This window comes from Hydrogenophaga sp. BPS33 (assembly GCF_009859475.1).
Lineage (GTDB): Bacteria > Pseudomonadota > Gammaproteobacteria > Burkholderiales > Burkholderiaceae_C > Hydrogenophaga.
In genome coordinates this window covers 2,535,964-2,562,694 of sequence record NZ_CP044549.1, presented here as the reverse complement: position 1 = coordinate 2,562,694, position 26,731 = coordinate 2,535,964, and the positions used below count along the sequence as shown (strand labels likewise).

22 protein-coding genes and 1 pseudogene are annotated in these 26,731 nt (G+C 66.1%); 10 read left to right on the top strand and 13 right to left on the bottom strand.

Annotation, left to right across the window (positions count from 1 at the left end; all coding sequences use genetic code 11):
• Nucleotides 1-14 precede the first annotated feature (14 nt).
• On the bottom strand, nt 15-989 hold the full coding sequence (locus F9K07_RS11910; protein ID WP_159593303.1) for a Bug family tripartite tricarboxylate transporter substrate binding protein: 975 nt from the start codon (nt 987-989) through the stop codon (nt 15-17).
• A 251-nt stretch (nt 990-1,240) separates the two neighbouring features.
• On the opposite strand from F9K07_RS11910, the gene F9K07_RS11905 reads away from it, so the two are divergent.
• On the top strand, nt 1,241-1,969 hold the full coding sequence (locus tag F9K07_RS11905) for a hypothetical protein (RefSeq protein WP_159593300.1): 729 nt from the start codon (nt 1,241-1,243) through the stop codon (nt 1,967-1,969).
• Between the two features lie 48 nt (nt 1,970-2,017).
• Here F9K07_RS11905 and F9K07_RS11900 read toward each other — a convergent pair whose 3' ends face one another.
• From F9K07_RS11900 to F9K07_RS11880, 5 genes are all read right to left on the bottom strand, one after another.
• A complete protein-coding gene (locus F9K07_RS11900) occupies nt 2,018-2,839 on the bottom strand; it encodes a 3-ketoacyl-ACP reductase (RefSeq protein WP_159593297.1) in 822 nt (273 codons plus the stop codon).
• 59 nt (nt 2,840-2,898) lie between these two features.
• The gene (locus F9K07_RS11895) at nt 2,899-4,305 is read right to left on the bottom strand and encodes an MmgE/PrpD family protein (protein WP_159593294.1); all 1,407 of its coding nucleotides are present in this window, start codon (nt 4,303-4,305) and stop codon (nt 2,899-2,901) included.
• Between the two features lie 12 nt (nt 4,306-4,317).
• On the bottom strand, nt 4,318-5,286 hold the full coding sequence (locus F9K07_RS11890; protein ID WP_159593291.1) for a PDR/VanB family oxidoreductase: 969 nt from the start codon (nt 5,284-5,286) through the stop codon (nt 4,318-4,320).
• A 3-nt stretch (nt 5,287-5,289) separates the two neighbouring features.
• Complete coding sequence (locus F9K07_RS11885) at nt 5,290-6,630, bottom strand: aromatic ring-hydroxylating dioxygenase subunit alpha (RefSeq protein ID WP_159593288.1); 1,341 nt, start codon at nt 6,628-6,630, stop codon at nt 5,290-5,292.
• A 96-nt stretch (nt 6,631-6,726) separates the two neighbouring features.
• Nucleotides 6,727-7,641, bottom strand: coding sequence for a LysR substrate-binding domain-containing protein (locus F9K07_RS11880; RefSeq protein WP_159593285.1), 915 nt, complete (start codon nt 7,639-7,641; stop codon nt 6,727-6,729).
• 134 nt (nt 7,642-7,775) lie between these two features.
• Here F9K07_RS11880 and F9K07_RS11875 point away from each other — a divergent pair, with 134 nt between their 5' ends.
• The 5 genes and pseudogenes from F9K07_RS11875 to F9K07_RS11860 all read left to right on the top strand — a co-directional run bounded on the left by F9K07_RS11875 (nt 7,776) and on the right by F9K07_RS11860 (nt 14,348).
• Nucleotides 7,776-8,756, top strand: coding sequence for a Bug family tripartite tricarboxylate transporter substrate binding protein (locus F9K07_RS11875; RefSeq protein WP_159593282.1), 981 nt, complete (start codon nt 7,776-7,778; stop codon nt 8,754-8,756).
• Between the two features lie 82 nt (nt 8,757-8,838).
• A complete protein-coding gene (locus F9K07_RS11870; RefSeq protein ID WP_159593279.1) occupies nt 8,839-9,822 on the top strand; it encodes a ZIP family metal transporter in 984 nt (327 codons plus the stop codon).
• A 27-nt stretch (nt 9,823-9,849) separates the two neighbouring features.
• Nucleotides 9,850-10,026 (top strand): annotated as a pseudogene (locus tag F9K07_RS32085) (lytic murein transglycosylase); the annotation flags it as partial.
• 218 nt (nt 10,027-10,244) lie between these two features.
• On the top strand, nt 10,245-12,656 hold the full coding sequence (locus tag F9K07_RS31830; RefSeq protein ID WP_236581928.1) for a hypothetical protein: 2,412 nt from the start codon (nt 10,245-10,247) through the stop codon (nt 12,654-12,656).
• Between the two features lie 459 nt (nt 12,657-13,115).
• Nucleotides 13,116-14,348: a lytic murein transglycosylase gene (locus F9K07_RS11860; protein ID WP_159596909.1), complete on the top strand. Its 1,233-nt coding sequence runs from the start codon at nt 13,116-13,118 to the stop codon at nt 14,346-14,348.
• A 34-nt stretch (nt 14,349-14,382) separates the two neighbouring features.
• Here the strand turns inward: F9K07_RS11860 and mdeB are convergent, their stop codons facing one another.
• Complete coding sequence (gene mdeB, locus F9K07_RS11855) at nt 14,383-16,986, bottom strand: alpha-ketoglutarate dehydrogenase (RefSeq protein WP_159593274.1); 2,604 nt, start codon at nt 16,984-16,986, stop codon at nt 14,383-14,385.
• 100 nt (nt 16,987-17,086) lie between these two features.
• Between mdeB and F9K07_RS11850 the strand changes: the two genes are divergently transcribed.
• A complete protein-coding gene (locus F9K07_RS11850) occupies nt 17,087-17,569 on the top strand; it encodes an Lrp/AsnC family transcriptional regulator (protein ID WP_159593271.1) in 483 nt (160 codons plus the stop codon).
• Between the two features lie 36 nt (nt 17,570-17,605).
• Here the strand turns inward: F9K07_RS11850 and F9K07_RS11845 are convergent, their stop codons facing one another.
• The 3 genes from F9K07_RS11845 to F9K07_RS11835 form a co-directional block, all read right to left on the bottom strand.
• Entirely contained in the window at nt 17,606-18,556 is a 951-nt protein-coding gene (locus F9K07_RS11845) for a Bug family tripartite tricarboxylate transporter substrate binding protein (protein ID WP_236581927.1), read from the bottom strand.
• Nucleotides 18,557-18,658: 102 nt separating this feature from the next.
• Complete coding sequence (locus F9K07_RS11840) at nt 18,659-18,964, bottom strand: DUF4387 domain-containing protein (protein ID WP_159593265.1); 306 nt, start codon at nt 18,962-18,964, stop codon at nt 18,659-18,661.
• On the bottom strand, nt 18,951-20,270 hold the full coding sequence (locus tag F9K07_RS11835) for an acyclic terpene utilization AtuA family protein (protein WP_236581925.1): 1,320 nt from the start codon (nt 20,268-20,270) through the stop codon (nt 18,951-18,953). Before F9K07_RS11835 ends, F9K07_RS11840 begins: the two co-directional genes overlap by 14 nt.
• Before the next feature lie 188 nt (nt 20,271-20,458).
• Between F9K07_RS11835 and F9K07_RS11830 the strand changes: the two genes are divergently transcribed.
• Both F9K07_RS11830 and F9K07_RS11825 read left to right on the top strand, forming a co-directional pair.
• Nucleotides 20,459-21,673: a citrate synthase family protein gene (locus tag F9K07_RS11830; protein WP_159593259.1), complete on the top strand. Its 1,215-nt coding sequence runs from the start codon at nt 20,459-20,461 to the stop codon at nt 21,671-21,673.
• A gap of 123 nt (nt 21,674-21,796) precedes the next feature.
• Nucleotides 21,797-22,819, top strand: coding sequence for a cyclase family protein (locus F9K07_RS11825; RefSeq protein ID WP_159593256.1), 1,023 nt, complete (start codon nt 21,797-21,799; stop codon nt 22,817-22,819).
• A gap of 25 nt (nt 22,820-22,844) precedes the next feature.
• Here the strand turns inward: F9K07_RS11825 and F9K07_RS11820 are convergent, their stop codons facing one another.
• Nucleotides 22,845-23,816, bottom strand: coding sequence for a helix-turn-helix transcriptional regulator (locus tag F9K07_RS11820; protein WP_159593253.1), 972 nt, complete (start codon nt 23,814-23,816; stop codon nt 22,845-22,847).
• A 113-nt stretch (nt 23,817-23,929) separates the two neighbouring features.
• Between F9K07_RS11820 and F9K07_RS11815 the strand changes: the two genes are divergently transcribed.
• Nucleotides 23,930-24,538 carry a glutathione S-transferase family protein gene (locus tag F9K07_RS11815; protein WP_159593250.1) on the top strand — a complete coding sequence of 203 codons (609 nt, stop codon included), beginning with the start codon at nt 23,930-23,932 and terminating at the stop codon, nt 24,536-24,538.
• 71 nt (nt 24,539-24,609) lie between these two features.
• On the opposite strand, the gene F9K07_RS11810 is transcribed toward F9K07_RS11815, so the two are convergent.
• On the bottom strand, nt 24,610-24,957 hold the full coding sequence (locus tag F9K07_RS11810; protein ID WP_159593247.1) for a heavy metal-binding domain-containing protein: 348 nt from the start codon (nt 24,955-24,957) through the stop codon (nt 24,610-24,612).
• A gap of 183 nt (nt 24,958-25,140) precedes the next feature.
• Nucleotides 25,141-26,730, bottom strand: coding sequence for a DHA2 family efflux MFS transporter permease subunit (locus F9K07_RS11805; RefSeq protein ID WP_159593244.1), 1,590 nt, complete (start codon nt 26,728-26,730; stop codon nt 25,141-25,143).
• Between the last annotated feature and the right edge of the window lies 1 nt (nt 26,731).

Sequence of the window (26,731 nt, the reverse complement as noted above, 5' to 3'; positions counted from 1 at the left end):
GGCGTCGCTTTTTTTTATTGCGTCGTGATCTTCGCGTCGATGATCACGCGCTTCCAACGCTCCACTTCGCCATTGATGCGGCTCTGAAACGCCTGCGGCGTGCTGTGTTGCGGCGTCACGCCCGAATTGTTCAAGCTGCTCTTCACGTCGTCGCGGGCCAGCACGCGCGCCAAGGCTTCGTTGACCGTCTTCACCGTGGTCTCGGGCGTCTTGGCCGCAAACACCAATCCGTACCAGACCTCCACCACGAAGCCCGGATACCCGGCCTCTTCCATCGTCGGCACATCGGGATAGGTGGCCAGGCGTTTGGCCGAGGTCACGGCCAGAGGCCGCAGCTTGCCCGAGGCGACAAAGGATTCGGAACTGATCGGCTGGTCGAACATCAGGTCGATGCGCCCGCCCACGAGGTCCACCAGCGCGGGGCCATTGCCCTTGTAGGGCACGGACAGAATGTCCAGCTTCTTGACCGCATTCAGCCATTCGGAAGAAAGATGCGAAATGCCACCGGTCGCCCCATGGCCGTAGGAATACTTGCCGGGTGCCGCCTTGGCGCGCTTCTCCACCTCTTGTGCGGTCTTGAAGTCGCTGCCCACGGGGGTCAGCAGCCAGTTGGGCGAGGTGCCGAGCAAGGAAATGGCGGCGAAATCTTTCGTCAGGTCGTATTTGCGGTTGGGAAACAACGTCTCGGCCCCCGTGAGGCCCGGCACCACCAGCAACATGCTGGTCCCATCCGTGGGCCCGTGCGCCACGTATCCCGCTGCCACGGTCGAGCCTGCACCGGGCTTGTTCTCCACGATCACGGGCTTGCCCAGTTCTTCGGCCAAGGCTTTGGCCACCACGCGCGCCACGATGTCGGTGGGCCCGCCGGCGGCAAAGCCCACCACGATCGACAGCGGCTTGGTACTGACTTGCGCGGCTGCGCTGCCCAGGGTGATCAGGCAGGCCGAAGCCATCGCGGCCAACAAGCCGCGGCGTGTGTATGTGTTCATGGGTGCTGTCTCCTGAGGATGTTCGGTGCAAAAGAAATCGAATGGTAGGGAACCGATCCACCGCATCAAAACGAGTTCTGCGTGACGCGTGCATAACACCCGCTTATCGACGGCACGCCCCGCGGCCGGCCACAGCACATTGCAATCGCGCTAATGCTGGCATAACGAGAACGCGTTGGCGTCGGTGCGTGCGCGCATCCAGAATGCGGCTCATCGCCCTCCCATCCGTTCACCCACCAGGATCTCCACGCATGCCTTTGAAAAACCCCCTCGCACTGCTCTCGCTCTGGAACGACATCGAGCGCGAGCGCATTCCCGAATACGACCGGTGGCACACGCTCGAGCACGTAGCGGAGCGGGTGTGGGTGCCGGGCTACATCGCCGCCACACGGTATGTCGCCACCACCGAGGCGCAGGTGCGCTATTTCACCTTGTACGAACTCGACGGCCTGGACTGCCTGCGCAGCGAAGCCTACAACGACCTCGTGGCCAATCCCACGCCCTGGAGCGCGTCGATGCGTCCGTCCTTCTCCAACTTTCTGCGCAAGACCGGACCGGTGTGCGCGCAGGCGGGCAACACCGCTGGCTGCGCAGTGTCGATCGTGCGCTGGGTGTGGCCGCAAACCTCGGCACCCTCGGCGGCGGCTTTGCAGCGGTACGCGGACCAATTGCTGTTCACGGGCGCGGCGCTCGGCGTGACGCGGGTGCGCATCCAGGCCGTGGAGACTGCGGGCCCACAGGCGCTGCGCAACGTGGACAGCGCACCCACGGGAGCGGAATATGTCGGCATCGTGGACAGCTTCGAGCCCGATGTATCCGACGCATTGGCGCGTTTGGCCACCAGCACCGAGACCGCCGCGTGGCCCGTGGCGCCGGTGTGGCGCGCGGTGGGCAGCTACCGCATGGCATCGCGCGTGCACCACGCGGATGTGGCCGCGCCGACGCGTCCCGCCCCGCGCCTGGATCTCATGCCGCGCTGAAGCCGCGCGGCGGGTTCGAAGAAGGCCCGCTGCCGCGGGCCCGGGCGTTCACACCGCGAGGTGGTCGCGCACGAAGGGACTCTCGAATGGGCTCTTGGGGATGTGCAGGCCACCGTCCACGTAGATCGTCTGTCCGGTACAGAACGGCAAGCCGCCATCGGCCAGCGTCACCACCGTCTTGCCCACGTCCTCCCCAAAGGCCCAGCGGGGAATCGGCGTGAGCCCGCGTTCCACGATCGGCTGGTACACCGCGTGCATCGAGGCATTCATCTCGGTCTTCACCAGGCCGGGCTGCACTTCGAAGCAGGCGATGCCGTGAGGCGCGAGTTGCAGCGCCATGGTCTTGTTCAACATCGACAGGCCCGTCTTGGACAGCCCGTACTCGGCCCCGCGCGTCTTGGCGTGCAAGGCGTTGGACGAGGACATGGTGATGATGGAGCGGTAGGCGCCATCGCTGGCGGGGTGGGCCAGCATGGCGCGCGCAAAGGCCTGCGTGAGAAAGAAAGTACCCCGCAGGTTCACGTTCATCAGCCGGTCGAAGCTCTCGACACTGGTGTGCAGGATGTCCGCCTGGCGGTCCGCCACCTGTACGCCCGCGTTGTTCACCAGCGCATCGACGCGGCCGAACGCGGCATGGGCCTGCTCGCAGAGTTCCCCAGCGCGCTGCACATCGGCAATGTCGGCCGAGAGGAACGCGTGGCGGGCGTGGCGGCTGTCCAGCGCTTCGCGGGTCTTGCGGGTTTCGTCGTCGTCGAGCAGGTCGATCGCGACGATGCCCCAGCCGGCGTCGGCCAGGGCCAGCGCGATGCTGCGACCGATGCCGCGACGCGCTCCGGTGACGACAGCCACGCGCGAATGTTGTGAAGCCATGTGCAGATCCTTTGGATGGAGATGAAGAGGAAAAGAAGGACGGTGTTCACGGTGGCGCATCAGCCGACCGCCGAGCGGCGCAACAAGTCAAAGAAATTGCGCATCGATGGGTCGGCCTGGAGGCCTCCGCGAAACCACGCCAGCCAGGCCTGTGCGGTGCCGTCGCCGCAGGCGGCGCGCATGATCGGCATGAACTTGCCCGCGAGTTCGTCCAGCGCGGGTGGTTGGTCAGGCCCCCAGGGCGGTGTGTCCCGCGACTCGAATAGGCGACCGTCTCGCAGGCGCAGTTCGACGACTGTCTCGTAACGGGCAGGAAACTGGGCTTCCAGCACAGGATCGACGCAGAACTCCACGCACTGCGACAAACCGCGAATGCGTGCGTCATCGAGCGCATCCGCCGAAAACTCGTCCTGCCCCAACGCGCCGCGCGCGGCGGCCGCGCCCACGCAGTACATGAGGCTGTACTTGCCCTGGATCGGGCGCATGCAGGGCTCGCCGTGGGCGTACATCGCCAGGAAGCGGGGGCCGCGCACACGCACGCTCGCAATGTCCATGGCATCAATGGCGTTCGCTCGCATCGACCCGATCACACCGCGCACCGGTGCCTGCAGCCATCGGCAGCAGGGATAGGCCTTGAAATAGGTTTGCGAGATGGCCCAGCGGGTACCCAGGCCATCGAGTGCCTCGGCCGCGAGCTCTGCGGGCGCACCTGGGCGGCCGAGCGCGGCGGCCAGGCCATCGCGGCCTTCGAGCAGGTCCGCCGCGCCCAGGTAACCGGCTTGCGCGAGCGCCGTGAAGTGGATGCCGCAGTGGTTCGGCCAGCCCGAGTACAGGTTCTTCGTGTCAGCGCCGACGTGGCCTGGCAGATACGGAGCCACGGGCGACAAGGCCGCATGGCCCAGGGCCGCGGCCAGTGTGTCGCGGTCCAGCCCGAGCAGGCGCCCCGCACCGGCGATCGCCGCCACCGCGCCCATGGTGCCTGGGAAATGGATGCCGCGTTCCAGCAGGCCCTTGGAGACCAGCCGGCTCACCCGGTTGCCGATCTCGTAGGCGACCACGATCGCCACCGCCACCTCCTGCGCGCACGTGCCATCGCGCTCGGCCAGCGCGAGGATGGCGGGAATGCTGGAGCTCCCCCAGTGCCCACCCAGCGAGTTGCCATCGTCGAATTCGGCTTCGTAGCCCAGCGCACCGTTCACGGTCGCCGCCTCGGCCACCGCGACCTGCCGGGAGGTGCCCCACAGCGTGGCCTGCGGCGTGGGGTTCATCGCACTCGCATAGCGCCACAACGCGCGCGATCCCGGGCCGCCCAGCACCACCCAGGTGGAGCCGATCAGGTCCATCAGGACCGCCTCCACGCGCCGCACCACGGCTTCGGGCAGATCGTCAAAACCGAGACGACACGCATGGTCGGCCAGGGCGGTGAACACGGCAGGAGGCGCCGGGTTTGCAGAAGATGCGGTCATGAAAGTTGCTTTTCAGAGGTCCAGCGTGAGGCGGGGCGAGCGCGAACGCGAGCAACACGGGAGGAACTGGTCGTTGCGCGCCTGCTCGTCCGCCGAGAGGTACAGGTCTCGGTGATCGGGCTCACCATCGAGCACGCGCGTGAGACAGGTGCCGCAAACGCCTTGCTCGCACGAAGTGGGGATCGCCACACCGGCGGCGGCCAGTGCTTGCGTGACGACCTGCCCGGGGCGCACCGCCACGCAACGGCCCGAGCGCGCGAGAACGACCTCGAACCCGCCCGCCTCGGACGGGATGGTCGCGGCCGCCGCGAAATGCTCCTGGTGCAAGCGCTGCGCGGCCCAGCCGGCGCGCCGAGCTGCGCCCGACACGGCGTCCATGAAACCGGTCGGCCCGCACACATAGAGATGGTGATCGGGCCCGGGCGGGGGCACGAGCCTGTCGGCGCTCACCCGGGCGGCCGGCAGACCGCCGCTCACATGCACGCGCACGTGATCTGCGAAGCGGGACGATTCGATGCACCGCAGGAAGCCGGCCGCCTCGCGGGATCGCACCACATAGTGAAGCTCGAAGGCAGCCCCCTGCGCGCTCAAGTGCTCGGCCATGCTCAGGAGGGGCGTGATGCCAATGCCCGCACCCACCAGCACGCTGTACCGCGCCTGCGGGTGGAGCGCGAAGAGATTGCGTGGCGCACCGATGCGCAGCGTGTCGCCCACTCCCACGGTTTCATGCAGGGCGCGCGAGCCGCCTCGGGAATCGGGCGCGCGGCGCACGCCCAGCAGATACCGGCCCCGCGGCGATGGCGCATTGCACAACGAATACTGTCGCACCAGGCCGTTGGGCAGGTGTACATCGATATGCGCTCCCGGAGCGAACGGGGGCAACGCCGCTGCGCCCACGCCTTCCAGCTCGAAGGCGCAGATGTCCGGCGTCTCCGTTCGCTTGGCCACGACGACGGCCTGCAGTACTGCGTGGGCGCCCATGCGTCAAGCCACTGGCGCGCTGTCGCGCGCCTGGCGGGCTGCCGTCTGCTGGCCAGGCGCCATGTCGGCGATGCCGCGGAAATCGCCATACGGCACGCCCATGGCCTCGGACATCGCGCGCTGCACCCACTCGGGTTGTCCCGCCTGCAGGTAGAAGCTCGTGAGAAACGATCGCCGGCGTGGGTCGGCCATGATCTCGGCGGTGGTGAAGCCGCGCAAGGTCGTGTCGTGGTTGGCCATGGGCAACGCCACGCGCACGTTCTTCGCAGGATCGCGGATCAGTCCCTTGGGGTCTCGCCCCTGCGCCACTTCCTCGAGATCGGCAAGGAAACGGCGCCGCACCATCACGATCCCACGGTCGCTCGCGCCCAGGCGCTCCTTCGAGCGGTCCATGATCCGCCCCTGGCCCACCCAGGCGACGAAGTCCTGGTTGAGCACGTGGCTGGTGATCCATTCGCCCTGCTCGTCCTTGATCGGGCCGTGCCAGGTGGGGATGGAAGTCTGCACGTAGGGCTCGCGGTCCCGCGGCACATGGGTCAGGCGCCAGGCGATGCTCAAGGTGTTCTCATCGTCGATCGGCACACGGTATTCGAAGTGGTCGCCCAGGAAGAAGGCGTTGGGCCACAGCGCCACGCGGCCGATGGTCCAGAACGGGTGGCTCTCGTCGCTGTTCTCGCGCACCCGCTTGTAGACGAAGCCGTACTCGAATTCGGAGAAATCCAGCTTGGTGTGTTTGGGGCCCGGCCGGGCGTCGTCACCTTCGCGCAGCCGCTTGTCCCAGTACTCGTGGTTCCACTCGAAGTGCACCGGGTCGATCGAATTCTCCTGGCATTGCAGCCAGTTGCAGGGCACCTCCGAGATCACGATCTGCGCGAAGGTGTTGGGCCGCGAGAGCGCCTCCCAGTCGGGTAGGCAAGGCGCGGGCAACGGCCCCATGTAGGCCCAGAGCATGCCGCCGCGCACGCCTACCGGGTAGCCATCGATCCGGATCGACGCCTTGCCGTTGCGCTCGGGCGCAGCGGTGTCCTCGAAGGGTTGCTCCACACACTGGCCCGACGCATCGAACGTCCAGCCGTGGTAGTTGCAGCGGATGCCTTTCTTCTCGACGATGCCGTGGGCCAGATCCGCACGGCGGTGCGCGCACTGGCGGGCAACGAGACCGTACTCACCACTCAGATCCTTGTAGAGCACCAGGTCTTCACCCAGCAGACGCACCGGTTTGATCGACACGGTGTCGAACTCGCTCACGCCGGCGATCGGGTGCCAGTACCGGCGCAAGTAGTCGCCCATGCGTGTGCCGGGACCCACGCGGGTGAGCAAGTCGTTCTGTTCTGGGGTGAGCATGTACACATTCCTTCATCGGTTGCGGATGCGATCAAGTCTAGGAACTCGACCGCCAACAGGCCAACGAAGAATGCGATGCGTCCGGATAAGGGCGCGTTATGGTGCCTTGGCCTGCTGCGCGAACCGCTCCAGCAGGAACTCGCGCAACTGCAGCGCGGCGCGCGGCAGGTAGCGCTCCGCGATTTCCAGGCGCACGTCCGCGCCCGGCAGCTTGGGAAATCCGTCGGCCTCGGTGAGTTCGCGCAGGCGGTTGAAGTCCACGCTCTTGCGCTGGAACACGGTGAGCGCCAGCCCCGCGGCCGTGGCGGCTTCCACCGCCTGGATGTTGGTGCTCTCCTGCGCCAGGTGCCACGAGCGGCCCATCTGCGCCAGCGCCTGCAGCGCGTAGCGGCGAAACAGCGAACCATTGGGCAACAAGGCCAGGGGCAAGGGGTCGCGCTCGTGCGGCGAGTTGTGCAGCGAGGTGATCCAGATCGGCTCCTGCGTCGAGATCAAGACCCCTTCGCCCTGGCCGGGCGGGTGCAGGTTGATGGTCATGTCGTAGGTGCTGCCCAGGCGCTTTTCCATCTCGGCCGCCACACCGGTGTGCACCTCGATCTGCACCTCGGGATACATGCCGCAGAACTCGGCGAGCAGCGGCGGCAGGATGCCGCTGGCGTAATTGTTGATCGCGCCGATGCGGATGCGGCCCGTCACCTCGTCGCCGCGCACCGCACTCAAGGCCTCGTCGTTGAGACTGATCATGCGCCGCGCGTATTCGAGCAGCAGCTCGCCGCGCGGCGTGAGCTGTACGGCCCGGCGTGGATGTTGGAACAAGGCCACCTGTACGGTTTCTTCCAGCCGCTTGATCTGCAAACTGACCGCCGCCTGCGTGCGGTGCAGCACCGACGCGGCCGCGGTAAAGCCACCGTAATCCACCACCGCCACGAACACGCGCAGCAGATCGTGTTCGATCACCCGCGTGCGCACGGGCGATGGGGTGGCGGACGTGGGTGGAGGCGCGCTTTTCATGCGGGGATTCTGCCGCAGGGTTCCATCCGCTTCGATAAACATGGCTTATGTGCATCCACGCCGATACTCGTTGGACCTCACCCGCACGCGGCGCCAGAATCCGGCTCCCTTCAGCCCCACTCAAGAGACAACGCATGCGCCAGCTTTCCAACGGCCGCCTCGCGGCTTCGCTCCTCACCACATCCCTGCTCCTGGCCACGTGCGCCATGGCGCACGCGCAGAACTACCCCAACAAACCGATCCGCATGGTCGTGCCCTTCGCCCCCGGCGGCACCACCGACGGCATCGCGCGCATCGTGGCCAACAAGGTGTCCGAGCACATCGGGCAACCCATCGTGGTCGACAACCGCGCCGGCGCGGGCGGCAACGTAGGCACGGACGCAGTGGCCAAGGCCGCGCCCGACGGCTACACCATCGCCATGGTCGGCAACAGCTTCACCGTCAACCCGGCGCTCTATGCGACGATGCCCTACAAGCCATCGGACCTGCAGCCCGTGGCGATCGCCGGCCGCGTGCCCTTCATCATGGTGGCGCGCCCCGGTGCGCCCTACAAGACCGTGCAGGAACTGCTCAGCCATGCGAAGGCCCATCCTGGCAAGGTCAACTACGCCTCTGGCGGCAGCGGCACCATAGGGCACCTGGGCGCACACTGGTTCGCCGAACTCGCCAAAGTGCAGATGACCCACGTGCCCTACCGCGGGGGCTCGCAAGCCATGACCGATCTCATCGGCGGACAGGTCGACATCTTCTTCGATACCCTGATCACCAGCACCCCGTTCCTGGAATCGGGAAAGATCCAGCCGCTGTTCGTCACGACCGAGAAGCGCCTGCCCCATCTGCCGCAGGTGCCCACGGCCACCGAGGCGGGCTTCGCCGATCTCAGCTTCTATGCCTGGGTAGGCATGGTCGCTCCCGCGCAGACACCGAAGGCAGTGGTCGAGCGTCTGAACCGCGAGGTCAACCAGGCCCTTGCCAGCCAGGACGTGAAAGACAAGCTGGCGGCCCTGGGCGCGCAACCGGTGGGCGGCTCCGTGGCCCACGCCACCGAGTTCATGGCGCGTGAAACGAAGAACTGGGGCGCCGTGGTCAAGGCGTCTGGCGCGCAAGCCCAATAACCTATCCACACCATTGCCAACATCGATTGGCCTTTGAGCGGGGGGTTTGCCAAACTATCGGCTCCGACCTTCTGGAGCCCGCATGGCCGAACCCATCCGCCACATCCGCCCCGTCTGGGCCCCTCCTGAGCGGCCACTGACGCCCCACGCCTTGCGCAACGCCCTGCTCGCCCTGGGCACGGGTGCTTTGCTGATGGCCGGCATCGCGTCGCTGAGCACCTTCTGGGCGCCCACACGGGCCTGGTGGGACGCGGCCGAGCAAGGTAGTGCGATGGTGGCGGGCGTGCAGGCCTCGCTGCTGGCGGCCATGGCCACCGCAGTCGGTGCCCTGCCGGTGTTGCTGGTGCAGCGCGTGAGCAAGCTGCAAGAGGCGGCCCTGATGTCCTTCTCGGCGGGCGTGATGCTCGCGGCGGCCCTCTTCGCGCTGCTGTTGCCCTCGCTCGACGCGGGGCAGGCACTGCTCGGCGGGCGCACCAGCGCGGCCCTGCTCAGCGGCCTGGGCCTGGCCCTGGGGATGGGCTTGATGCTGGCGATCGACCACGTCACGCCGCACGAACATGCCGTGCTACCACCGGCCGCGCCAGGGCACACCCTGGCCCGCACCACCAACGCGGCACAAGGTGCCCGGCTCATGGTGCTGGCGATCCTGATCCACAACGTGCCCGAAGGCCTGGCGGTCGGCGCGGCCTACGCCGGCGCTGGCAGCGCGGCAGGCGCGCCAGCGGGCGCATCGGTGGCCCTGGCCATCGGCTTGCAGAACATGCCCGAGGGCCTGATCGTGGCGATGGCCTTGCGCACGCTGGGCCGCAGTGCCGCGCAAGCCTGGGGCATCGCCGCGCTCACCGGGCTGGCCGAGCCGCTGGGCGCGATCGTCGGCCTGGCCGTTCTGGGCAGCGTGCCGGCCTTCTACCCGCTCGGCCTGGCCTTGGCCGCGGGCGCCATGCTGTTCGTGGTCAGCCACGAAATCATTCCCGAGACCCACCGCAATGGCTTCGAAACCTTGGCCACGGGCACGCTGCTGGCCGGTTTCGTGTTCATGCTGTTACTCGATGCGACGTTGAACTGAAGTCTTCGTCCGCCTGCGTTTGCGCGCTTCACCCAAGGCCTGCAGCCCGACATGAGCGTGATCGACAAGCTGAACTACCAGCCCGGGTTCCGCATCGCCGTCTGGGACTACCTCGCCGGCTGGGTGGACGACCAGCGTGCCGCCGACGGCCAGGCCATGCCGGTGCTGCACGCCGAAACACTCCAACGCGTGCAGGAACGCTACGGGGTGGCCACAAGCACAGCCCGAACGACAAGGGCTGGTTCGAGAAGGCGAAGTCCTTCTTTGCCTGATCGGGTTTGCCCACCTCCCACAAAAAGCGACGCCACGGTGTCGCATTTTTTTGTTGAACGCGCCAGTGGCACCGCCGCGATGGAACTTATTGGAAGAGTGTGTTGCAGAACGAAGACCGTTCAAGCTCAACACACCTCCAGGAGCCGTCCATGTCCAAGCCCCTTTCTCCGAGCCTTCAACAGACGCCCAACCCGCTGGTGGCAACGGACAACGCTCCTCCATCCACCACGGCACCCTCAAAGGTGCCGCCCAGGCAGATCGTGGCCGGGTGGAAGGAAAAACTGGAGAAGGTCACACTGAGTGACCCATCAAGGGTGCACACCTTCCTGGAAAGCGTGGCCCATGGACAGGTGCCAGACCACGACGCCACTGCCGTGTTCAACGACTTGATCGCCCACGAAGCCTATGAGGTGTTCGCCGACGCCTTCAACAGTTACAACAACTCGCTCAAATCGCTTCCCGACAACGCAGGCAAACCCTTCAAGGCCTGCCTCAAGCTGCAGTTGCCGCAAGGCTGGGCGCCCACCGCGCCGCAAGCGATGCAGGCGGCATTCGAGCGCACTTCGGTGCAACGGCTGGAGGTTCTGCCACCTCCGGCCGCGCCGCAGGTTCAGGCGGCGAATGACGATTCAGCGTGGACTTTTTTCGACGGGGACGGTGGGTCGAGACCGAATGCCCTCATACCAAGCGCGGCCTGCAACATGGTCAAGGTCCTGCTGACGAAACCATCAGGCGTTTCCGAACTTTCCATTCAGGGAGTGATGGAAGATGCCCCAACAGTGGTTCTCGCGGTGAGCAACAGCACGTCGATCGAGTCACTGGAGCTGGGCGATCCTCTCATCCATGGGCACAGGCCGACCGAGGAGGCCATGCAACATGGGAAGTTCTTCGCAAACGTGGCGACCTGCACAAAGCTCAAGAACCTGAGCGTCCCTGATATGAAGTCGCTGGCCTACATAAACATGCGCATGAGGGAAGATCCGCAGCGTATGCCGTCATTGACATCGTTGACCCTCAACTCCATCAGTACCATTCAATCGAGCATATCCACCGAGTTCCTGAAGATTCTGAAAGAAACTCCTCAGCTCGACGAGGTGACTTTGACGATACGTACGGGCCACGCCAACGTCGCCCTCAAACAGCTGCTTCCCACGTTGAAAGACCAGCCATCGCTGACGCGGCTGAAGGCTTCGCACGAGGCAGGAATCCAACCCACCCTCGAAGGTGCCGACTTCATGCCGCAGGTCTTCCAGTTGCTCAAGGACCGTCCCGCCCCCACCCAGCAACTGGAATTTCACTACCGGCCCCGGCCGGATCTTTTGGCTTCGGAGTCCATGAACCTGCTCTACAAGAACGAAGGCGTGGACAAGCTCCAAGAACGCTCTGCGGTGATCGAGGACACGCTCAAGTCCGCGTCATGCCCGCTGCAGAAGCTCTCGGCGACAGGCCTGCCGATGCTCCCGGGCCATCAACGCTCCTTGTTCGCCGGGATCGCAGACAACACCTCTTTGGAAGAACTCGACCTGTCCCACAGTTGCATCGACATCGAAGCGCTGGACATCCTGGCCGAATCTCTCAAGCGCAACCCGCACATCTCGGTCACCCTGCCCACTTACGCGGGCAAGTACTACATGCTGGGGTCCGACGGTGTTTTCTATGGTTTCCGACAAGGTCTGCAAGCATCGGGAAACCGCGACGATTTTCAACTCAAAAGGAGCGAGGCATCCAAGGACAAAGCGACCTTCGAGGCCATGAAGCATCTTTTTGGAAGCAAATTCAAGGCGCAAGCCGACACGTTCCTCCACGCGCTTGCCGATCGCCAGCGGCAAAACGCCTACCCGGAAGTTGTGTCGAACGTGGCGCACTGGATGGCAACGCAAATCGTCCAGGACGATGTTCACAAGCGCAGCGGAACATCGAATTCGCTCCTGGTCGAAAAGGACAACCCGATCGGCTCTGTCGCAAGTCAGATCACCGATGTGGCCAGGCTCGTCACCGAGCACGTGGAGAGCAACGGGGGACTGCGCCGCGCGGTTCGCCTGACGGAGGTGAGCACAACGCTGGACCACCGCCAACAGCGAGGAAGTGATCCCGCCAAGAGCCATCCCGATGTCAAGACCCTGGTGAAAGCCAACAACACGAAAGCGGTGGCGTTGGACTTGAGCGAGGCGCCGCTGGAGACCAATCGGGTCGACCCTGACGGTGCCAACCAGCACCTGAAGGAATTGGTGCGCAATGGCGATCACGCTGGCATTCGCAGTGCGCGGGAGAACAACGCCATTGACTTCGGTGGTCGTGTGCAACGAACTGCCCCCAGGGGTCCGGTTCTCGATGCGTTCCTGCCTCCCGACAAGTCAAGCTCGAAGCGCAGCAAGCTTGTCCGCACTGCCCGGATGACAACCATCCCCAAGCCCGCCCGGACGCCTGCGCAGACCACGACCAACACCACGACCACAACGACGACCACCACCACAGGGACGGTGTCGACCACCCCGACCACCCCAAGCCAGGTGCGCCCAACCACCAGGCCGCGCAAAGACCCGGATTCGAACGGCTCGTGACACCACCTGGGTGGCCAGCCGCAGTCGCGGCCCCGTTCGGCGCCGGTGTTGAGCAGAACCTCGAGCGTGCCGGTCGCGCGCGAGGCCATTGGCCGGCGGCATCACAGGGCCAGTGTGCCTCTTGTTCAAGCTGTGCCTCAGTGCGGCACTGCACAGAGCTCAAACGACCTCACTGCGCTGCCCTGGATCGATTCCGTGTAGATGAAGCTGCTGCACGCCGCCACAAAGGCCCTGGGCATCTGTTGCCCACCGAAACCATACACCCGCACACCCGCGCGCCGCAGAACGGGGCGGATGAGCGTGTGAGAGACATTCTCCGCGTCGATCAACACGGCGAGCTTTTCAACGCGCCCAACACACGAAGAGCATTGAGCCTCAGGACCTGATGTTCATGCTGTTACGCCATGCGACACAAACCCGAACCCCCTGCCACGCGGGGTGACTAAGATCGGAAGCATGATGACCGCTCGACTTCGCGCCCTGCCACCGCTCACCGCCCTGCTCGCTACCCTGCTCGCCGTTTCGGTGTGGGCACAGAACCCACCACCGCCCACCCCAGCCCCCCCGCCCGGCGAGTTCGACAGCTGCCTGGCCAAGCTGCGCGCACCAGCACGCGCCGTGGGCGTGAACGACGCGAGCTTCACGCGCTTCACCCAAGGCCTGCAGCCCGACATGAGCGTGATCGACAAGCTGAACTACCAACCCGAATTCCGCACCGCCGTCTGGGACTACCTCGCCGGTCTGGTGGACGACCAGCGTGTCGCCGAAGGCCAGGGCATGCTGGCGCTGCACGCCGAAACACTCAAGCGCGTGCAGGAACGCTACGGCGTGGACCCGGCCACGGTGGTGGCGGTGTGGGGGGTGGAAAGCAACTTCGGCCAGACTTTCGGCAAATCACCGCTGGTGCAATCGCTGGGCACGCTCTCGTGTTTCGGCCGCCGCCAGGGTTACTTCCGCACCGAACTGTTCGCGGCGCTGCGCATCCTGCAAGAAGGCCATATCGCGCGGGAACGGCTGGTGGGTTCGTGGGCTGGCGCGTTCGGCCACACCCAGTTCATGCCCAGCACGTTCGAAAGGCTCGCGGTCGACTTCGATGGCGATGGCAAGGCCGACCTGATGGACAGCGCGGCCGATGCGCTCGCTTCCACCGCGAATTTCCTGCACAAGGCCGGTTGGCAGTCGAACCAGCCCTGGGGTTTCGAGGTGCGGCTGCCGCGGGGTTTCAACAGCAGCGGCGAAGGCCGGCGCACCAAACGGCCCATGAGCGAGTGGGCCGAGCGCGGTGTCACCCACACCGATGGCTCGCCCCTGCCCTCCGGCATGGGCGTCGCAGGTCTGCTCACGCCAGCGGGTCCGCAAGGGCCGGCCTTCCTCGTGCTGCGCAATTTCGATGCGATCTATGGCTACAACGCGTCCGAGAGTTATGGCCTGGCGATCGCGCACCTGTCGGACCGCTTGCGCGGCGGCGGCGCCTTCGCCACGCCATGGCCCACCGACGACCCAGGCCTCTCGCGCGCCGAACGCCGCGAGGTGCAGACCCTGCTGATCGCGCGCGGCCACGACATTGGCGAAGTCGACGGCATGCTCGGCGACAAGAGCCGCGCCGCCATCCGCGCTGAACAGGAACGGCTCGGCCAGGAAGCCAGCGGACGTGCGGGACAGAAGTTGTTGAAGTCGCTGCGCGGCCTGTAGTCTGCGCCACCACCGGTGGCATCACAGGCGCGCCTCAGCGCGCCGGCTTGGCCAGCGCAGCCAACGCTTTGCGAACGATGTGCTCGGCATCGACCTGGAAGAACGCGCGCAACGCGGCGCGCGTATCGCTGCGACCAAAACCGTCGGTGCCCAGCGTGTGGAAGCGCCGGCCTTCGGGCACGAAGGCGCGCACGCTCTCGGGCACGGTGCGCACGTAGTCGGTGGCGGCGATCAGCGGACCCGTGCTGTCGGCCAGCAAACGCGTGAGGTGCGAAGCCTCGCCATGCGCCACGCCATCGCGCGCGAGTTCGCTCCAGCTGGTAATGCTGAACACGTCCACGCCGATGCCAACTGCTGCCAGTTGCTCGGCGGCCTTGAGAGCCTCGGTGAAGATCGCACCCGAACCCAGCAGGCCCACGCGTTGCGCGGCATCTTCAGGGCCGAAGCGGCCGAAGCGGTAACCGCCCTGAAGCACGCCTGCCGCAGCGCCTTCGGGCAGATCGGGGTTGGCGTAGTTCTCGTTCATCAGCGTGACGTAATAGAACACGTCCTGTTGCTCCACCAGCATCTCGCGCATGCCTGCGTCGATGATCACCGCGAGTTCGCCCGCGAATGCCGGGTCGTAGGCCTTGCAGTTGGGAATGGTCGCGGCCACGAGATGGCTGCTGCCGTCCTGGTGCTGCAGGCCTTCGCCGCCGAGCGTGGTGCGCCCGGAAGTGGCACCCAGCAGGAAGCCCCGCGCGCGCTGGTCGGCCGCCGCCCAGATCGCATCGCCCACGCGCTGGAAACCGAACATCGAGTAGTAGATGTAGAACGGCAGCATGGCCAGGCCGTGCACGCTGTAGCTGGTGGCCGCCGCGGTCCAGCTCGCAATGGCGCCGGCTTCGCTGATGCCCTCTTCCAGGATCTGCCCATCCAGTGCCTCGCGGTAGCTCAGCACCGAGCCGATGTCCTCGGGCGCATAGCGCTGGCCCACGCTGCTGTAGATACCGACCTGCTTGAACAGGTTGGCCATGCCGAAGGTGCGCGCCTCGTCGGCCACGATGGGCACGATGCGGGGGCCGAGTGCCTTGTCCTTGAGCAAGGTGCCGAGCATGCGCACGAAGGCCATGGTGGTGCTCATCTCTTTGCCGTCGGCCTTCAACGCGAAGGTGGCATAGGCATCGATCGCGGGCACGGGCACCATGTCGCACGCGGTTTCACGCCGTGGCATCGCGCCACCCAGGCGCTCGCGGTGCTCGCGCAGGTAGCGCATCTCCGGGCTGTCTTCGGCGGGTTTGAAGAAGCTGAGGCCCGTCGCCTGTTCGTCGCTCAGCGGCAGGTTGAAGCGGTTGCGGAATTCGATCAGGTCGGCGCCCTCGAACTTCTTCTGGCTGTGCGTGGTCATCTTGCCCTGCCCCGCGCTGCCCATGCCGTAGCCCTTCTTGGTCTGCGCGAGGATCACGGTGGGCTGGCCAGTGTGCGCCGCGGCCGCGGCGTAGGCGGCGTGGATCTTCACCAGGTCGTGGCCGCCGCGCTTCAAGCGGTCGATCTGCTCGTCCGTCATGCCTTGCGCCAGGCGCGCCAGTGCCTCGTTCTGGCCAAAGAAGTTGTCGCGGTTGAAGCGGCCGTCCTTGGCGGCGAAGGTCTGCATCTGGCCATCCACCGTGTGGGCGAAAGCGCGCACCAAAGCACCGGTGGTGTCGCGCGCGAACAGGCCGTCCCAGTCGCTGCCCCACACGAGTTTGATCACGTTCCAGCCCGCGCCGGCAAACAGCTTTTCGAGCTCATCGATGATGCGGCCATTGCCGCGCACCGGGCCGTCCAGGCGCTGCAGGTTGCAGTTGACCACCCACACCAGGTTGTCGAGTTTTTCGCGCGCGGCCAGCGTGAGCGCACTCATGCTCTCGGGTTCGTCCATCTCGCCGTCACCGAACACGCCCCACACTTTTCGGCCCGCGCAGTTCTGCAGGTTGCGGTGCGTGAGGTAGCGCATGAAGCGTGCGTGGTAGATCGAGCTGATCGGACCGATGCCCATGGAGCCGGTGGGGAACTGCCAGAAGTCGGGCATCAGCCACGGGTGCGGGTAGCTGGAGAGACCGCGTGCGCCGCTGGCCGGCGCGGTGATCTCCTGTCGGTAGTGCATCAGGTCGGCTTCGCTCAGGCGGCCTTCGAGAAAGGCGCGTGCGTAGACGCCGGGTGCGCTGTGCGGCTGGAAGAACACCAGGTCGCCGCCATGCTGCGGGCTGCGTGCGTGAAAGAAGTGGTTGAAGCCGGTTTCGAACAGGTCCGCTGCGCTGGCATAGCTTGCGATGTGGCCACCCAGTTCGCCATAGGCCTGGTTGGCGCGCACCACCATGGCCAGGGCGTTCCAGCGCATCAACGAGGCCAGGCGCTCTTCGATCGCGAGGTCGCCCGGGAAAGCGGGCTGGTCCTCCACCGCGATGGTGTTCACATAGGGCGTGTTGAGCTCGGGCTGCCAGCCGATGCGCTGCTGGCGCGCCAGGCGTGCGAGCTCGTCCAGGATCTGCCGCGCGCGCGCCGGGCCTTGGACCGCCGCCAGCGAGAGCAGCGCATCGCGCCACTCGAGCGTCTCCTCGGGGTCCTGGTCCGGCTGTGTGGGGTCGGTGAAATACAGCTGCTTCGAAACATCGTTCATGGCGTTCTCCTGGATGCGGGAACTGTAGGCGCACAGCCCAGGCAGTTGGTGTCAATACCACCCCCGTAATTGCCAATTCGCAGCATAAAATGCCATTGATATGAAATCCAGCAGCACAAACGACCTTGATGCCACCGATCTGAAGATTCTGGAAGAACTCCAGAAGGACGCCAACCTCTCCAACGTGGAGCTGGCCAAACGCGTGCACCTGTCGCCCTCCCCTTGCCTGGCGCGGGTGCGAGCGCTGGAAGCCAGCGGCCTGATCCGCCAATACGTGGCACTGCTCGATGCGAAGCAACTCGGCTTGCACCTCAACGTGTTCATCTCCATCAGCCTCAAGCAGCAGAACCGCAAGGCGCTGGAAGAGTTCGAGGCGCGCATCGGCATTCGCGACGAGGTGATGGAGTGTTACCTCATGACGGGCGATGCCGACTATCTGCTGCGCGTGGCCGTGCCCGACATGCCGGCGCTGGAGCGCTTCATACTGGAGCAGCTCTCGCCGATTGCGCAGGTGGAGAAGATCCGATCGAGCTTCGCGCTCAAGCAGGTGCGGTACAAGACGGCGTTGCCGTTGCAGGCATAGGCCGCCACCACTGCCACCAGACCGACCCCCGCCGGATCACTCGGCGCGGATGTTCGCCTCCTTCGCGAGCTTGGCCCAGCGCGTGAGTTCGGATCGAATGGTCTTGGCAAATGCGGACCGGCTGCTGTCCTCGACGGCCACGAAGGCCATGCCTTTCAGCGACTCCTGGGTGGCCACAGAATCGAGGAACGTCCGCACCTGCGCATTCAGCTTGTCCAGGATCACGGCAGGCGTCCCCGCTGGCGCCGCCAAGCCGATCCAGCCAACGACTTCCGCACCGGCAACCCCTTGCTCTGCCAGCGTCGGCGTGTCCGGCAAGAAAGGAGACCGCTGGGTCGCCGCAACCGCCACCGCGCGCAGCTTGCCGGCCTTGATCAGGCTGAGAGCACCGGGAACGGTGTCGTACATCGCCGCCACGTCACCCGCCATGACCTGCGAAGCGCCCTGGACGTTGCTCCTGAAGGGGATCAGATTGAAATCCACCTTGGCGGAGCGGGCATACGCGGCATAGGCGAAATGGGCCGTCGAACCCAGCGAGGGAATGGCGAACGGCAGGGACCTCTGCTTCGCGGCAGCGGTGAGGTCTGCCAGGGTCTTGTATGGGCCTGCGCTCGAAACCGCGATCAACTGAGGCGTCAGCGCAATGTTCGCGATGGGTTCGAAATCCTTGATCGGATCAAACGACTGCTTGGCATAGACGGCCGGCGACATCGTCAGCGGGCCGCTAGAGGCGATCACGAGCGTGTAGCCATCGGGCGCCGCTGTGGCGACACCGCCCAGTCCGATCGAGCCACCGGCACCGGGCCGGTTGTCGACGACGAAAGACTTGCCGAAGGCCTTGGAGAAGTTGTCCGCCAAGAGACGCGCGAGTGCGTCCGACGCCTGGCCAGGCGCTGTCGGCACCACCAGCTTCACCGGCCGCGTGGGCCACAGAGCAGGGGCTTCGGCGCGTGGTTGCGCAAAGGACGGGGCTGCGGCGGCCAGCACGCTGCCGGCGATGCAAAGGGATGCGACGAGCTTGTGTTTGCAATGCATGGATTGGCTCCGGAAGATTGTTAAGAATAGGTGTTGGGAGGGGCCGGGTACGGGTCAGGGAATCTCGACGTCCAGCAGCGGGATGAATTGCTGGCCGCCATGCAGGTCGGTGCACCCGAGCGCGCCCTGGGTGGTTGGATGCGGGATGCTGAACTTGAATGCGCGCGCCCGGTCGCACTCGAAGAAGCGCACTTTCGCGGGCTCGGTCTGGTAGAGGCGCGCGAACATCTCGGAATTCAGCGTGCCCGAGCGTTTGACGCGTTCGTAGCTGGCGTCGTCCGAGAACAGGATGTCGAAGGTCAGGACAAAAGGTCCGGCGTTCTTGCTGCGGACCATCGCGGCGTAGTCAGACAGTCGCATGTTCAACTCCGTGGAGGGTGGTGATCGTGGTGCGAAACATGGACAGCGGCGTTGCCGGCAGCACCACGTGGTGGAGGTTGAAGGCGCAGACGGGTCCACGTTCGATGACGGCTGGGTTGTGCAGGCAGGCGAAGCCGGTGATCGATCCCTTCCACTTGCTCGTGGGCTGGTGCAGCAACGGCTGGCGCGTGAGTTGAGCCAGTGCGGTGGCGGTGACCTGATCGGGCGCGGTGGCCTCGACGACGATGCCAACCTCATGCGGCACGCTGTCGCGCCGTGGCTCCAGCGCGCCCATCACGCCATTGCGGCCGTAGACGTGGTAGTCGATACGCGCGCCCAGTGCCTGAAGCGACTTCCCATACACCCGTTCGACCGAACCGTGCACGCGCTCGGCGACCTTGCCGAGCCAGGTGTCGAACTCCGCCAGGATGAAGGGATCGCGCACGCCACCGACCAGAATGCTCTGGTAACCCACGAGTTCCGCGCCTTCGAGCTTGACCGTGTGCTGTGCGGCGGGCACGAAGCGGCTGCCGCGGATGCGCACGCTGGTCTCGTCCACCTGTTCGTAGGTCGCTTCCTGGATGTCCAGCACACCGGAGGCCTCGGGGAACAGGAAGGGGTCGCCGTTTTCGTACAGACTGTGCGCCGCCACCGACTGCGTGGTGCAGCGCAGTTCTGGGCCGAGCGGCCGAATGATGGCCTCGTGCGGGCGGATGGCCCCGACGACCACACCGGGCCCAGGCTTCTCGCAGACCGAGGTGCCGCATTCGACGGCCTTGCCCACATGCCAGGCCAATCCGGCGGGCAGGCCCATCCGAATCGGCACGGCGGCATAGAGCGCGGGGTCGCTGCAGCGCCCGGCCACGATCAGGTCCACGCCTTCGTCCAACGCGGCCTGCAGCGGTTCGATGCCCATCATGCCGACGATGCGCACGCTGCGCTGCAAGGTGGCCTCGTCCAGATGCGGCGCTGGATCGAGCGCCCGGATGCGCCCCTGCCGGAGCTGATCGACCAGGAAATCCCTGGACTGCTCGGCACGGATCTCGGCGACTTTGAGCTGCAACCCCTCTTCGCGGGCGACCTCGCGCACGATCTCCATGAACCAGTCCACGTGAATGTCGGCCCCGCCGGTACCCACCGAACCGATCAGCAACGGGACTTTCGCGGGACACGTCTGGCGCAGCAAGATGGCCACATCGCGCAGGATCGCCTCGCGCGGAAAGGCACAAACGCCCATGCCGAGGGCAAACGGCCCGGCGTCCGTACTGCCGGCATCCGCGGCCACGAAATGCGGCCGCGACGCCATCGCCTGCCTCAAGCTGTCTTCATGGATGCCGACACCAAGCATTCCGCTTGCGGCAACAAATCTGCATTCCTGCATCAAGATCTCCTGAAAGGGTTTCGAACACGTCGTCCGCCGCGGAATATCGACCGATGTCAAAATCTAGTCAATCTCGACAATAATCATCGATATATAGACATCAGGAGTCAGACATGGCAGACCGCCCATCCCCCAAGCTGGGTTCCAGTGACAGCATCTACATGACCGCCGAGGAGGCGGCGCGCGCGCTCAACGTCAGCGTTCCCACGCTCTACACCTACGTGAGCCGCAAGAACATCCGTGCCCACAAGACGCGCGGCAGCCGCGCCAGCCGCTACCTGCGCTCCGACGTAGAGCAGCTCAAGGCGGGCGTTGCAACCGATGCCTCGCGCGACGCGGCACCAGGCCTGGCCGCGTCGTCCGCCATCACGCTGGTAACCGAAGCCGGCTCGTTCTACCGCGGCATCAGCGCCGTGGATCTGGCGGACCATGCCACGCTGGAGGACGTCGCCCGGCTGCTATGGGACGCGCACGATGCCGATCCATTCGCGTCGGAGCCTCCGGCCATGCCTCTCCACGGCCAGGCACTGCTGGAAGCCAGTGCCGGCTACAACGCGCTCGACCGCGCCATGATGTTCCTGCCGGCCGCCGAGGCCGCGAACCCGCGCGCCCACGACCTCGCCAAACCCGGCTTTCTGCGGTCGGGCGTCGAGGTGTTGCGCTGGTTCGCCGCCTTGATGCTGCGTCAGATGCAGCCCGCCCAAGGTCTACTGCACCAGTACGTTGGCGGCGTGACGCAATGTGGCCCTCAACTGGAGGACATGGTGCGACGCGTGCTCGTGCTCGCGGCCGACCAGGCCTTCCAGTCCGCCACGTATGCGGTGCGCGCCACCGCCAGCACCGGCGCCACACCCTACCGCTGTGTCGTCGCCGGACTGGCGGCAACCACCGGCAAGCGGCTGCCGGCGGTGCGCGCAGGCGCCTTCGCGCGCTTCATCACCGAAATCGACAAGGCCGACGACCCCACCGAGCCCGTGCGCATCCGCGCGCGCGAGAGCGAGGCGATCCCCGGTTTCGGCTTCTCGCCGTTCGATGTCGCCGATCCGCGCGCGGTAGCGTTGTGGTCGTCCCTGCGCACCGTGCTCGCGGCCGACCGCCGCTTCGAGCGCTTCGAGCGCGCCGTCACGCTGGCCGCCGAACTGACCGGCCAGCCTCCCGATTTCGCGTTCCTGGCAGCCTATGTGAACCAGCGCATCGGCGCCGACGCACAGGCCAACCTCGTGCGACTGGCGCGCATCGTGGGCTGGGTTGCCCATGCCTGGGAGCAGCAGAACGATCGGCCATTGCCGCGCTGGAGGGTCCACTACACAGGCGTTCTTCCCGCCTGAATGCATATATCGACTGTAAAAATCGAGATTGACTAGGAAGGATCGACACCTCTATGCTGACGCCCATCTCCCAGGTCTTCTTCCGGAATCCTGGGACCAGGCGTAACACGAAGAGGAGACGGTATGGGCAAGCGATGGATCCACCGGCCGGAGGGTTCCAACTGGGGCGAGTTCGGCGACATGGACCAGATCGGGCGGCTGAACCTGCTGACGTCCGCCAAGGTGCGCGAGGGCTTGGCCGAGGCGCGCGAAGGCCGGGTCTTCTGCCTGAGCCTGCCGCTGGACTATCCGGGTGGCAGCGTTGCGAATCCACGGCGGCATCCACCGCGGCTTTTCGGCGCCGTGCTCGGCGACACCTGCTTTCACAACCACACGCGCCACGCGGCAGGCAGGTCTTCGGTGGTTTGCGACGACGCGGTGCTGCTATCCACCCAATACTCGACACAGTGGGACAGCCTGGCCCATGTCGGTGCGAAGTTCGATGCCGATGGCGATGGTGTGGCCGAGATCGTCTACTACAACGGTTGGCGCGGCGGAGAACACATCTTGACGCCACCCGCCCGCGAAGGCGCCGAGCCATGGGCGCGCTATGAAGGGGTGAATGCCGGCCCGCTGGGTATCGACACGATGGCGGCCACGGGTGTGCAGGGCCGCGGCGTGATGGTCGATCTGTTCCACCATGTCGGCCGAGACCACCACCGCATCGGCTACGACGAGCTGATGCGCATCTTCGAGGCGGACGGTGTGACCGTCGAGCGCGGCGACATGTTGTGCCTGTGCACGGGCTTCGACGAGCTTCTGCTGGAGATGAACCGCGAACCGGATGCGCAGCGCCTGCACAACAGCTGCGCGGGCCTGGATGGGGCGGATACACGCCTGCTGCAATGGATCACCGACTCTGGCGTGGCCGCGCTGATCTCCGACAACCGCGCGGTCGAGATCCTGCCGCCCACGCCGGGTGCTCGCACGACGATCCACGAACACTGCCTGTTCAAGCTAGGTGTCCCGCTGGGTGAGCAGTGGTTGCTCTCGCCGTTGAACCGTTGGCTGCGCGAACACCAGCGCAACCGCTTCCTGCTAACGGCACCACCCCTGCGGCTGCCGGGAGCGGCTGGATCACCGGTCACGCCGGTGGCCACAGTATGAGCGCCGCGCGGCCGTTCCGAAAGCGCTAAGACACCGTGTGCGCGGACACGGCCCGCACCACGCGCTCCCCCGCCACACGCAGCCGCTCCACCAGCGCCGGTGGACCCAACACCTCGAAGTCCACGTCCAGCGCCATCAGCCAGTAAACCAGCGAATCCAGCTGGTGCGCACCGCAGCGCATGAGGCAACGCGTGCCGTCGATGGCTTCGAGGAGCGCAGCCGACGGTGGGATGCGTGGCGACATCACGTCGAGGGGCTGGTGCAACACCACGCGCGCCTCCTCGCCCTGCAGCACCACCGCCAGCGTGCCCGCCACGTAGGCGCTGAGGTCGCCGCCGCCGGGCGCGGGGCGTGGCGCGAAATGCGCGCCTGTGGTGGCACGCCCCTCCACACGGTCAATGCGAAACGTGCGCCAGTCGTCGCGGGCCGGGTCCCAGGCCACCAGGTACCAGCGTTGGCCGGTGTGCACCAGGCCCTGGGGTTCCACCGTCCGCGCGGTGGCGCGTCCCTTGCCGTCGCGGTAGGCGAAGGCCAGCTGCAACTGGTCGCGGCATGCGGCAGCCAGTGTGGCCAGCATGCCGGCGTCCACCGTCGGCCCCACGCGCTGCATCGGCAAGATGGCCGTGCGCAGCGCGTCGATGCGGCGGCGCAGGCGCGTGGGCATCACCTGCTCCAGCTTCACCAGAGCGCGCAGCGAGCTCTCCTCCACGCCGCTGACCGAGCCCGCGGCGGCGATGCGCAAGGCAATGGCCACCGCCTGCGCTTCGTCATCGTCGAGCAGCAACGGCGGCAGCGCCTGTCCCGCACGAAACGCATAGCCCCCCGCCACGCCGCTGCTCGCATGGATGGGGTAACCGAGCTGGCGCAGGCGGTCGATGTCGCGGCGCAAGGTGCGCGGGTGGACTTCGAGCCGCTCGGCCAGTTCGGCACCGGCCCAGTGGCTGCGGGTCTGCAGCAAGGACAGCACGCGGAGCAATCGCGAGGAGGAAGAGAGCATGGGAGCACTTTATCTCTTATTGAGGCCTGAATATGTCCTTAATAGAGGCGACATTGGCCACACGTTCCTGGCGCGGTGCCAGGGCGACACCACCCTCACACAAGGAGCACTCCATGTCCAAGACCGTTCTCTACTGGCATCCCATGTCCAGCGCCACCCCGATTGCCTGCGCGCTGGTCGAACTCGGCGTGGCGCACGAGCGCGTCAAAGTCGACATCCGCACCGGCGAACAGCGCCGCCCCGAGTTTCTGGCGCTCAACCCCAACGGCAAGGTGCCCACGCTCACGGTCGACGGCGCGCCCATGTTCGAAGCGCTGGCGATGCACCTGTGGCTGGGCGAGACGTATGGCGTGGCCAAGGGTCTGTGGCCCGCCGAGGGCACGCCCGAGCGGCTGCAGGCGATGTCGTGGTGCGTGTGGTCGTACGTCACCTACGGTGCGCAACTGGTGCGCTTGCAGGCCGCACGCGACATGGGCACGCCCGACGATGCGCATGGCAGCGCGGGCCACAAGGCCATGGACCAGCTGCTCGCCTTGCTCGATGCGCGCCTGGCGCAACAGCCCTGGATGCTGGGCGAGGCGTATTCGTTGGTGGATCTGGTGGTGGGCTCGGTGATCGGCTACAGCGCATACATCGGCGCGCCGGTGCAGCAGCACGCGCATGTAGCGGCCTGGCTGGGCGCGTTGCAGGCGCGCCCGGCGATGCAGGCCGACGGCGCCTGAGCTGATCGGCGATGGCTGTGATGCGTTGATGTTCGTGGCCAAGACGGCGAGGGTCCTGCCAGCCCACGGTCTCAGGCCATCTTGACCGCCGTACCGCTCACGCAGACCATCATCATTCCGTTGGTTTCGCCGAGCACCTCGTAGTCGAAGTCGACGCCGATCACGCCATTGGCGCCCATCTCGCGCGCCGACTCGATCAGGTCTTCGACGGCCGCGTCGCGCGCACCGGACAGTGCCCGCTCATAGCCACCCGCACGCCCACCGACCACGTCGCGCACCGAAGAAAACATGTCGCGAAAGATGTTGGCGCCGATGATGGCCTCGCCATGCACCACACCCAGGATCTGCGCACGCCCCACGCCTTCGAGCGTGGTCGTGCTGAGAAAGAAACCGTCCTTGTTCTTCGAGAACCAGCCCATGGAAATACTCCAGAAACGCACCGCCCGGTGGGTGCGACTTCATTGTGACCGCCTACCCGCGCAGACACTCGCATCTCCGGAGCGCGAGGCCCTCATCCAGAGATGTCGAGGGTCCGGCTCCGCCGGCCCCAGACATCGCCCCCTTGAGGGGGTCGCGCGCAGCGCGGCGGGGGTGTCTCTGCGCTAATGCGCCCCGCCGGCATCCACGGCAGCCCCATGCACCGGCTTGGAGAACCAGATCACGCCCACCAACACGAAGAATAACGCGGCGGAGAGGTAGAACAGATCGGTCACCGCCAACGTGAAGGCCTGCTGGTTGATCAGGCGATCGATCGTGGCCAGGGCCTGCTCACGCCCCATGCCACTGCCCATCAGTTGGTCGATCGTGGCCATGGCCGTCGCACTGCCGGTGTGGATCGATTCGACCAGCTGCGCGTGGTGCAGCGCTGCGCGGCTCTCCCACAAAGTGGTGAAGAGCGAGGTGCCCACCGCGCCGGCCGTGATGCGCACGAAGTTGGACAGGCCCGCGGCCGAAGGCGTCTGGTGCGGCTGCAGGCCCGAGAACACGATGGCCTGCAAGGGAATGAAGAAAAAGGCCATGGCCGCGCCCTGCAGCAGGGTCGGTATCAGGATGGTCATGAAATCGGCCTGGGTGTTGAAGTTGGAGCGCATCCACAACACCGCACCGAAGCCGAGAAACGCGACGGTCGCGAGCTTGCGCGGGTCGATGCGGCTCACGTTCTTGCCCACCCAGGGCGAGAGCACGATGGCCAACAAGCCCACGGGTGCCGTGGCCAGCCCGGCCCAGGTGGCGGTGTAGCCCATGTGCTGCTGCAACCACAGCGGCAGCAGCACCACGTTGCCGAAGAACAGACCATAGGCGACCGACAGCGCCACCGTGCCCACGACGAAGTTGCGCCGCGCGAACAGGCGGATCTCCACGATCGGGTGCTTCTCGGTCAGCTCCCAGGCGAGGAAGAACAGGAAGGCCACCACGGCCACCACCGCGAGCAGGATGATCTGGTTCGATTCGAACCAGTCCAGTTCCTTGCCCATGTCGATCATGATCTGCATCGCGCCGACGAACAGCACCAGCAGCGCCAGGCCCATCACGTCCAGCGGCACGCGGCGCGGCCCGGGGTCGCGCGTGCGGTAGATCGACCAGATCATGGCGGCCGCCACCAGGCCCACCGGGATGTTGATGTAGAAGATCCAGGGCCACGAAATGTTGTCGGTGATCCAACCGCCGAGCAGCGGGCCGGCCACGGGCGCGACGAGCACCGTCATGGCCCACATCGCCATCGCGGTACCGGCCAGCGCGCGTGGGTAACTCGCCAGCAGCAGCGTCTGCGAGAGCGGGATCATCGGGCCGGCCACCAGGCCTTGCAGCACGCGAAATGCGATCAGCATGCCGATGTTGGGCGCCAGGCCGCACAGCCACGAGGCCACCACGAAGAGCAGCACGCTCATCATGAACAGGCGCACCTGTCCGAAACGCTGTGTGAGCCAGCCGGTGAGTGGCACCGAGATGGCGTTGGCCACCGCAAACGAGGTGATGACCCACGTGCCTTGCGCCGGGCTCACGCCCATGTCGCCGGCAATGGCGGGAATCGAGACGTTGGCGATCGAGCTGTCGAGCACGTTCATGAACGTGGCCAGCGACAGCGCGATCGTGCCCAACACGAGTTGCCCGCCTTTGAGCGGTTCGAACACCTTGGGCGCGGCGGGTGCGGGTGGTGGCGCCGGGGGCGTGGCCCCGGTAGCCGCTGGCATG

Coding starts and splice junctions, on each gene's coding strand:
- F9K07_RS11910 (WP_159593303.1), bottom strand. CDS start 989: ATGAACACATACACACGCCGCGGCTTGTTGGCCGCGATGGCTTCGGCC.
- F9K07_RS11905 (WP_159593300.1), top strand. CDS start 1,241: ATGCCTTTGAAAAACCCCCTCGCACTGCTCTCGCTCTGGAACGACATC.
- F9K07_RS11900 (WP_159593297.1), bottom strand. CDS start 2,839: ATGGCTTCACAACATTCGCGCGTGGCTGTCGTCACCGGAGCGCGTCGC.
- F9K07_RS11895 (WP_159593294.1), bottom strand. CDS start 4,305: ATGACCGCATCTTCTGCAAACCCGGCGCCTCCTGCCGTGTTCACCGCC.
- F9K07_RS11890 (WP_159593291.1), bottom strand. CDS start 5,286: ATGGGCGCCCACGCAGTACTGCAGGCCGTCGTCGTGGCCAAGCGAACG.
- F9K07_RS11885 (WP_159593288.1), bottom strand. CDS start 6,630: ATGCTCACCCCAGAACAGAACGACTTGCTCACCCGCGTGGGTCCCGGC.
- F9K07_RS11880 (WP_159593285.1), bottom strand. CDS start 7,641: ATGAAAAGCGCGCCTCCACCCACGTCCGCCACCCCATCGCCCGTGCGC.
- F9K07_RS11875 (WP_159593282.1), top strand. CDS start 7,776: ATGCGCCAGCTTTCCAACGGCCGCCTCGCGGCTTCGCTCCTCACCACA.
- F9K07_RS11870 (WP_159593279.1), top strand. CDS start 8,839: ATGGCCGAACCCATCCGCCACATCCGCCCCGTCTGGGCCCCTCCTGAG.
- F9K07_RS31830 (WP_236581928.1), top strand. CDS start 10,245: ATGTCCAAGCCCCTTTCTCCGAGCCTTCAACAGACGCCCAACCCGCTG.
- F9K07_RS11860 (WP_159596909.1), top strand. CDS start 13,116: ATGACCGCTCGACTTCGCGCCCTGCCACCGCTCACCGCCCTGCTCGCT.
- mdeB (WP_159593274.1), bottom strand. CDS start 16,986: ATGAACGATGTTTCGAAGCAGCTGTATTTCACCGACCCCACACAGCCG.
- F9K07_RS11850 (WP_159593271.1), top strand. CDS start 17,087: ATGAAATCCAGCAGCACAAACGACCTTGATGCCACCGATCTGAAGATT.
- F9K07_RS11840 (WP_159593265.1), bottom strand. CDS start 18,964: ATGCGACTGTCTGACTACGCCGCGATGGTCCGCAGCAAGAACGCCGGA.
- F9K07_RS11835 (WP_236581925.1), bottom strand. CDS start 20,270: ATGGCGTCGCGGCCGCATTTCGTGGCCGCGGATGCCGGCAGTACGGAC.
- F9K07_RS11830 (WP_159593259.1), top strand. CDS start 20,459: ATGGCAGACCGCCCATCCCCCAAGCTGGGTTCCAGTGACAGCATCTAC.
- F9K07_RS11825 (WP_159593256.1), top strand. CDS start 21,797: ATGGGCAAGCGATGGATCCACCGGCCGGAGGGTTCCAACTGGGGCGAG.
- F9K07_RS11820 (WP_159593253.1), bottom strand. CDS start 23,816: ATGCTCTCTTCCTCCTCGCGATTGCTCCGCGTGCTGTCCTTGCTGCAG.
- F9K07_RS11815 (WP_159593250.1), top strand. CDS start 23,930: ATGTCCAAGACCGTTCTCTACTGGCATCCCATGTCCAGCGCCACCCCG.
- F9K07_RS11810 (WP_159593247.1), bottom strand. CDS start 24,957: ATGGGCTGGTTCTCGAAGAACAAGGACGGTTTCTTTCTCAGCACGACC.
- F9K07_RS11805 (WP_159593244.1), bottom strand. CDS start 26,730: ATGCCAGCGGCTACCGGGGCCACGCCCCCGGCGCCACCACCCGCACCC.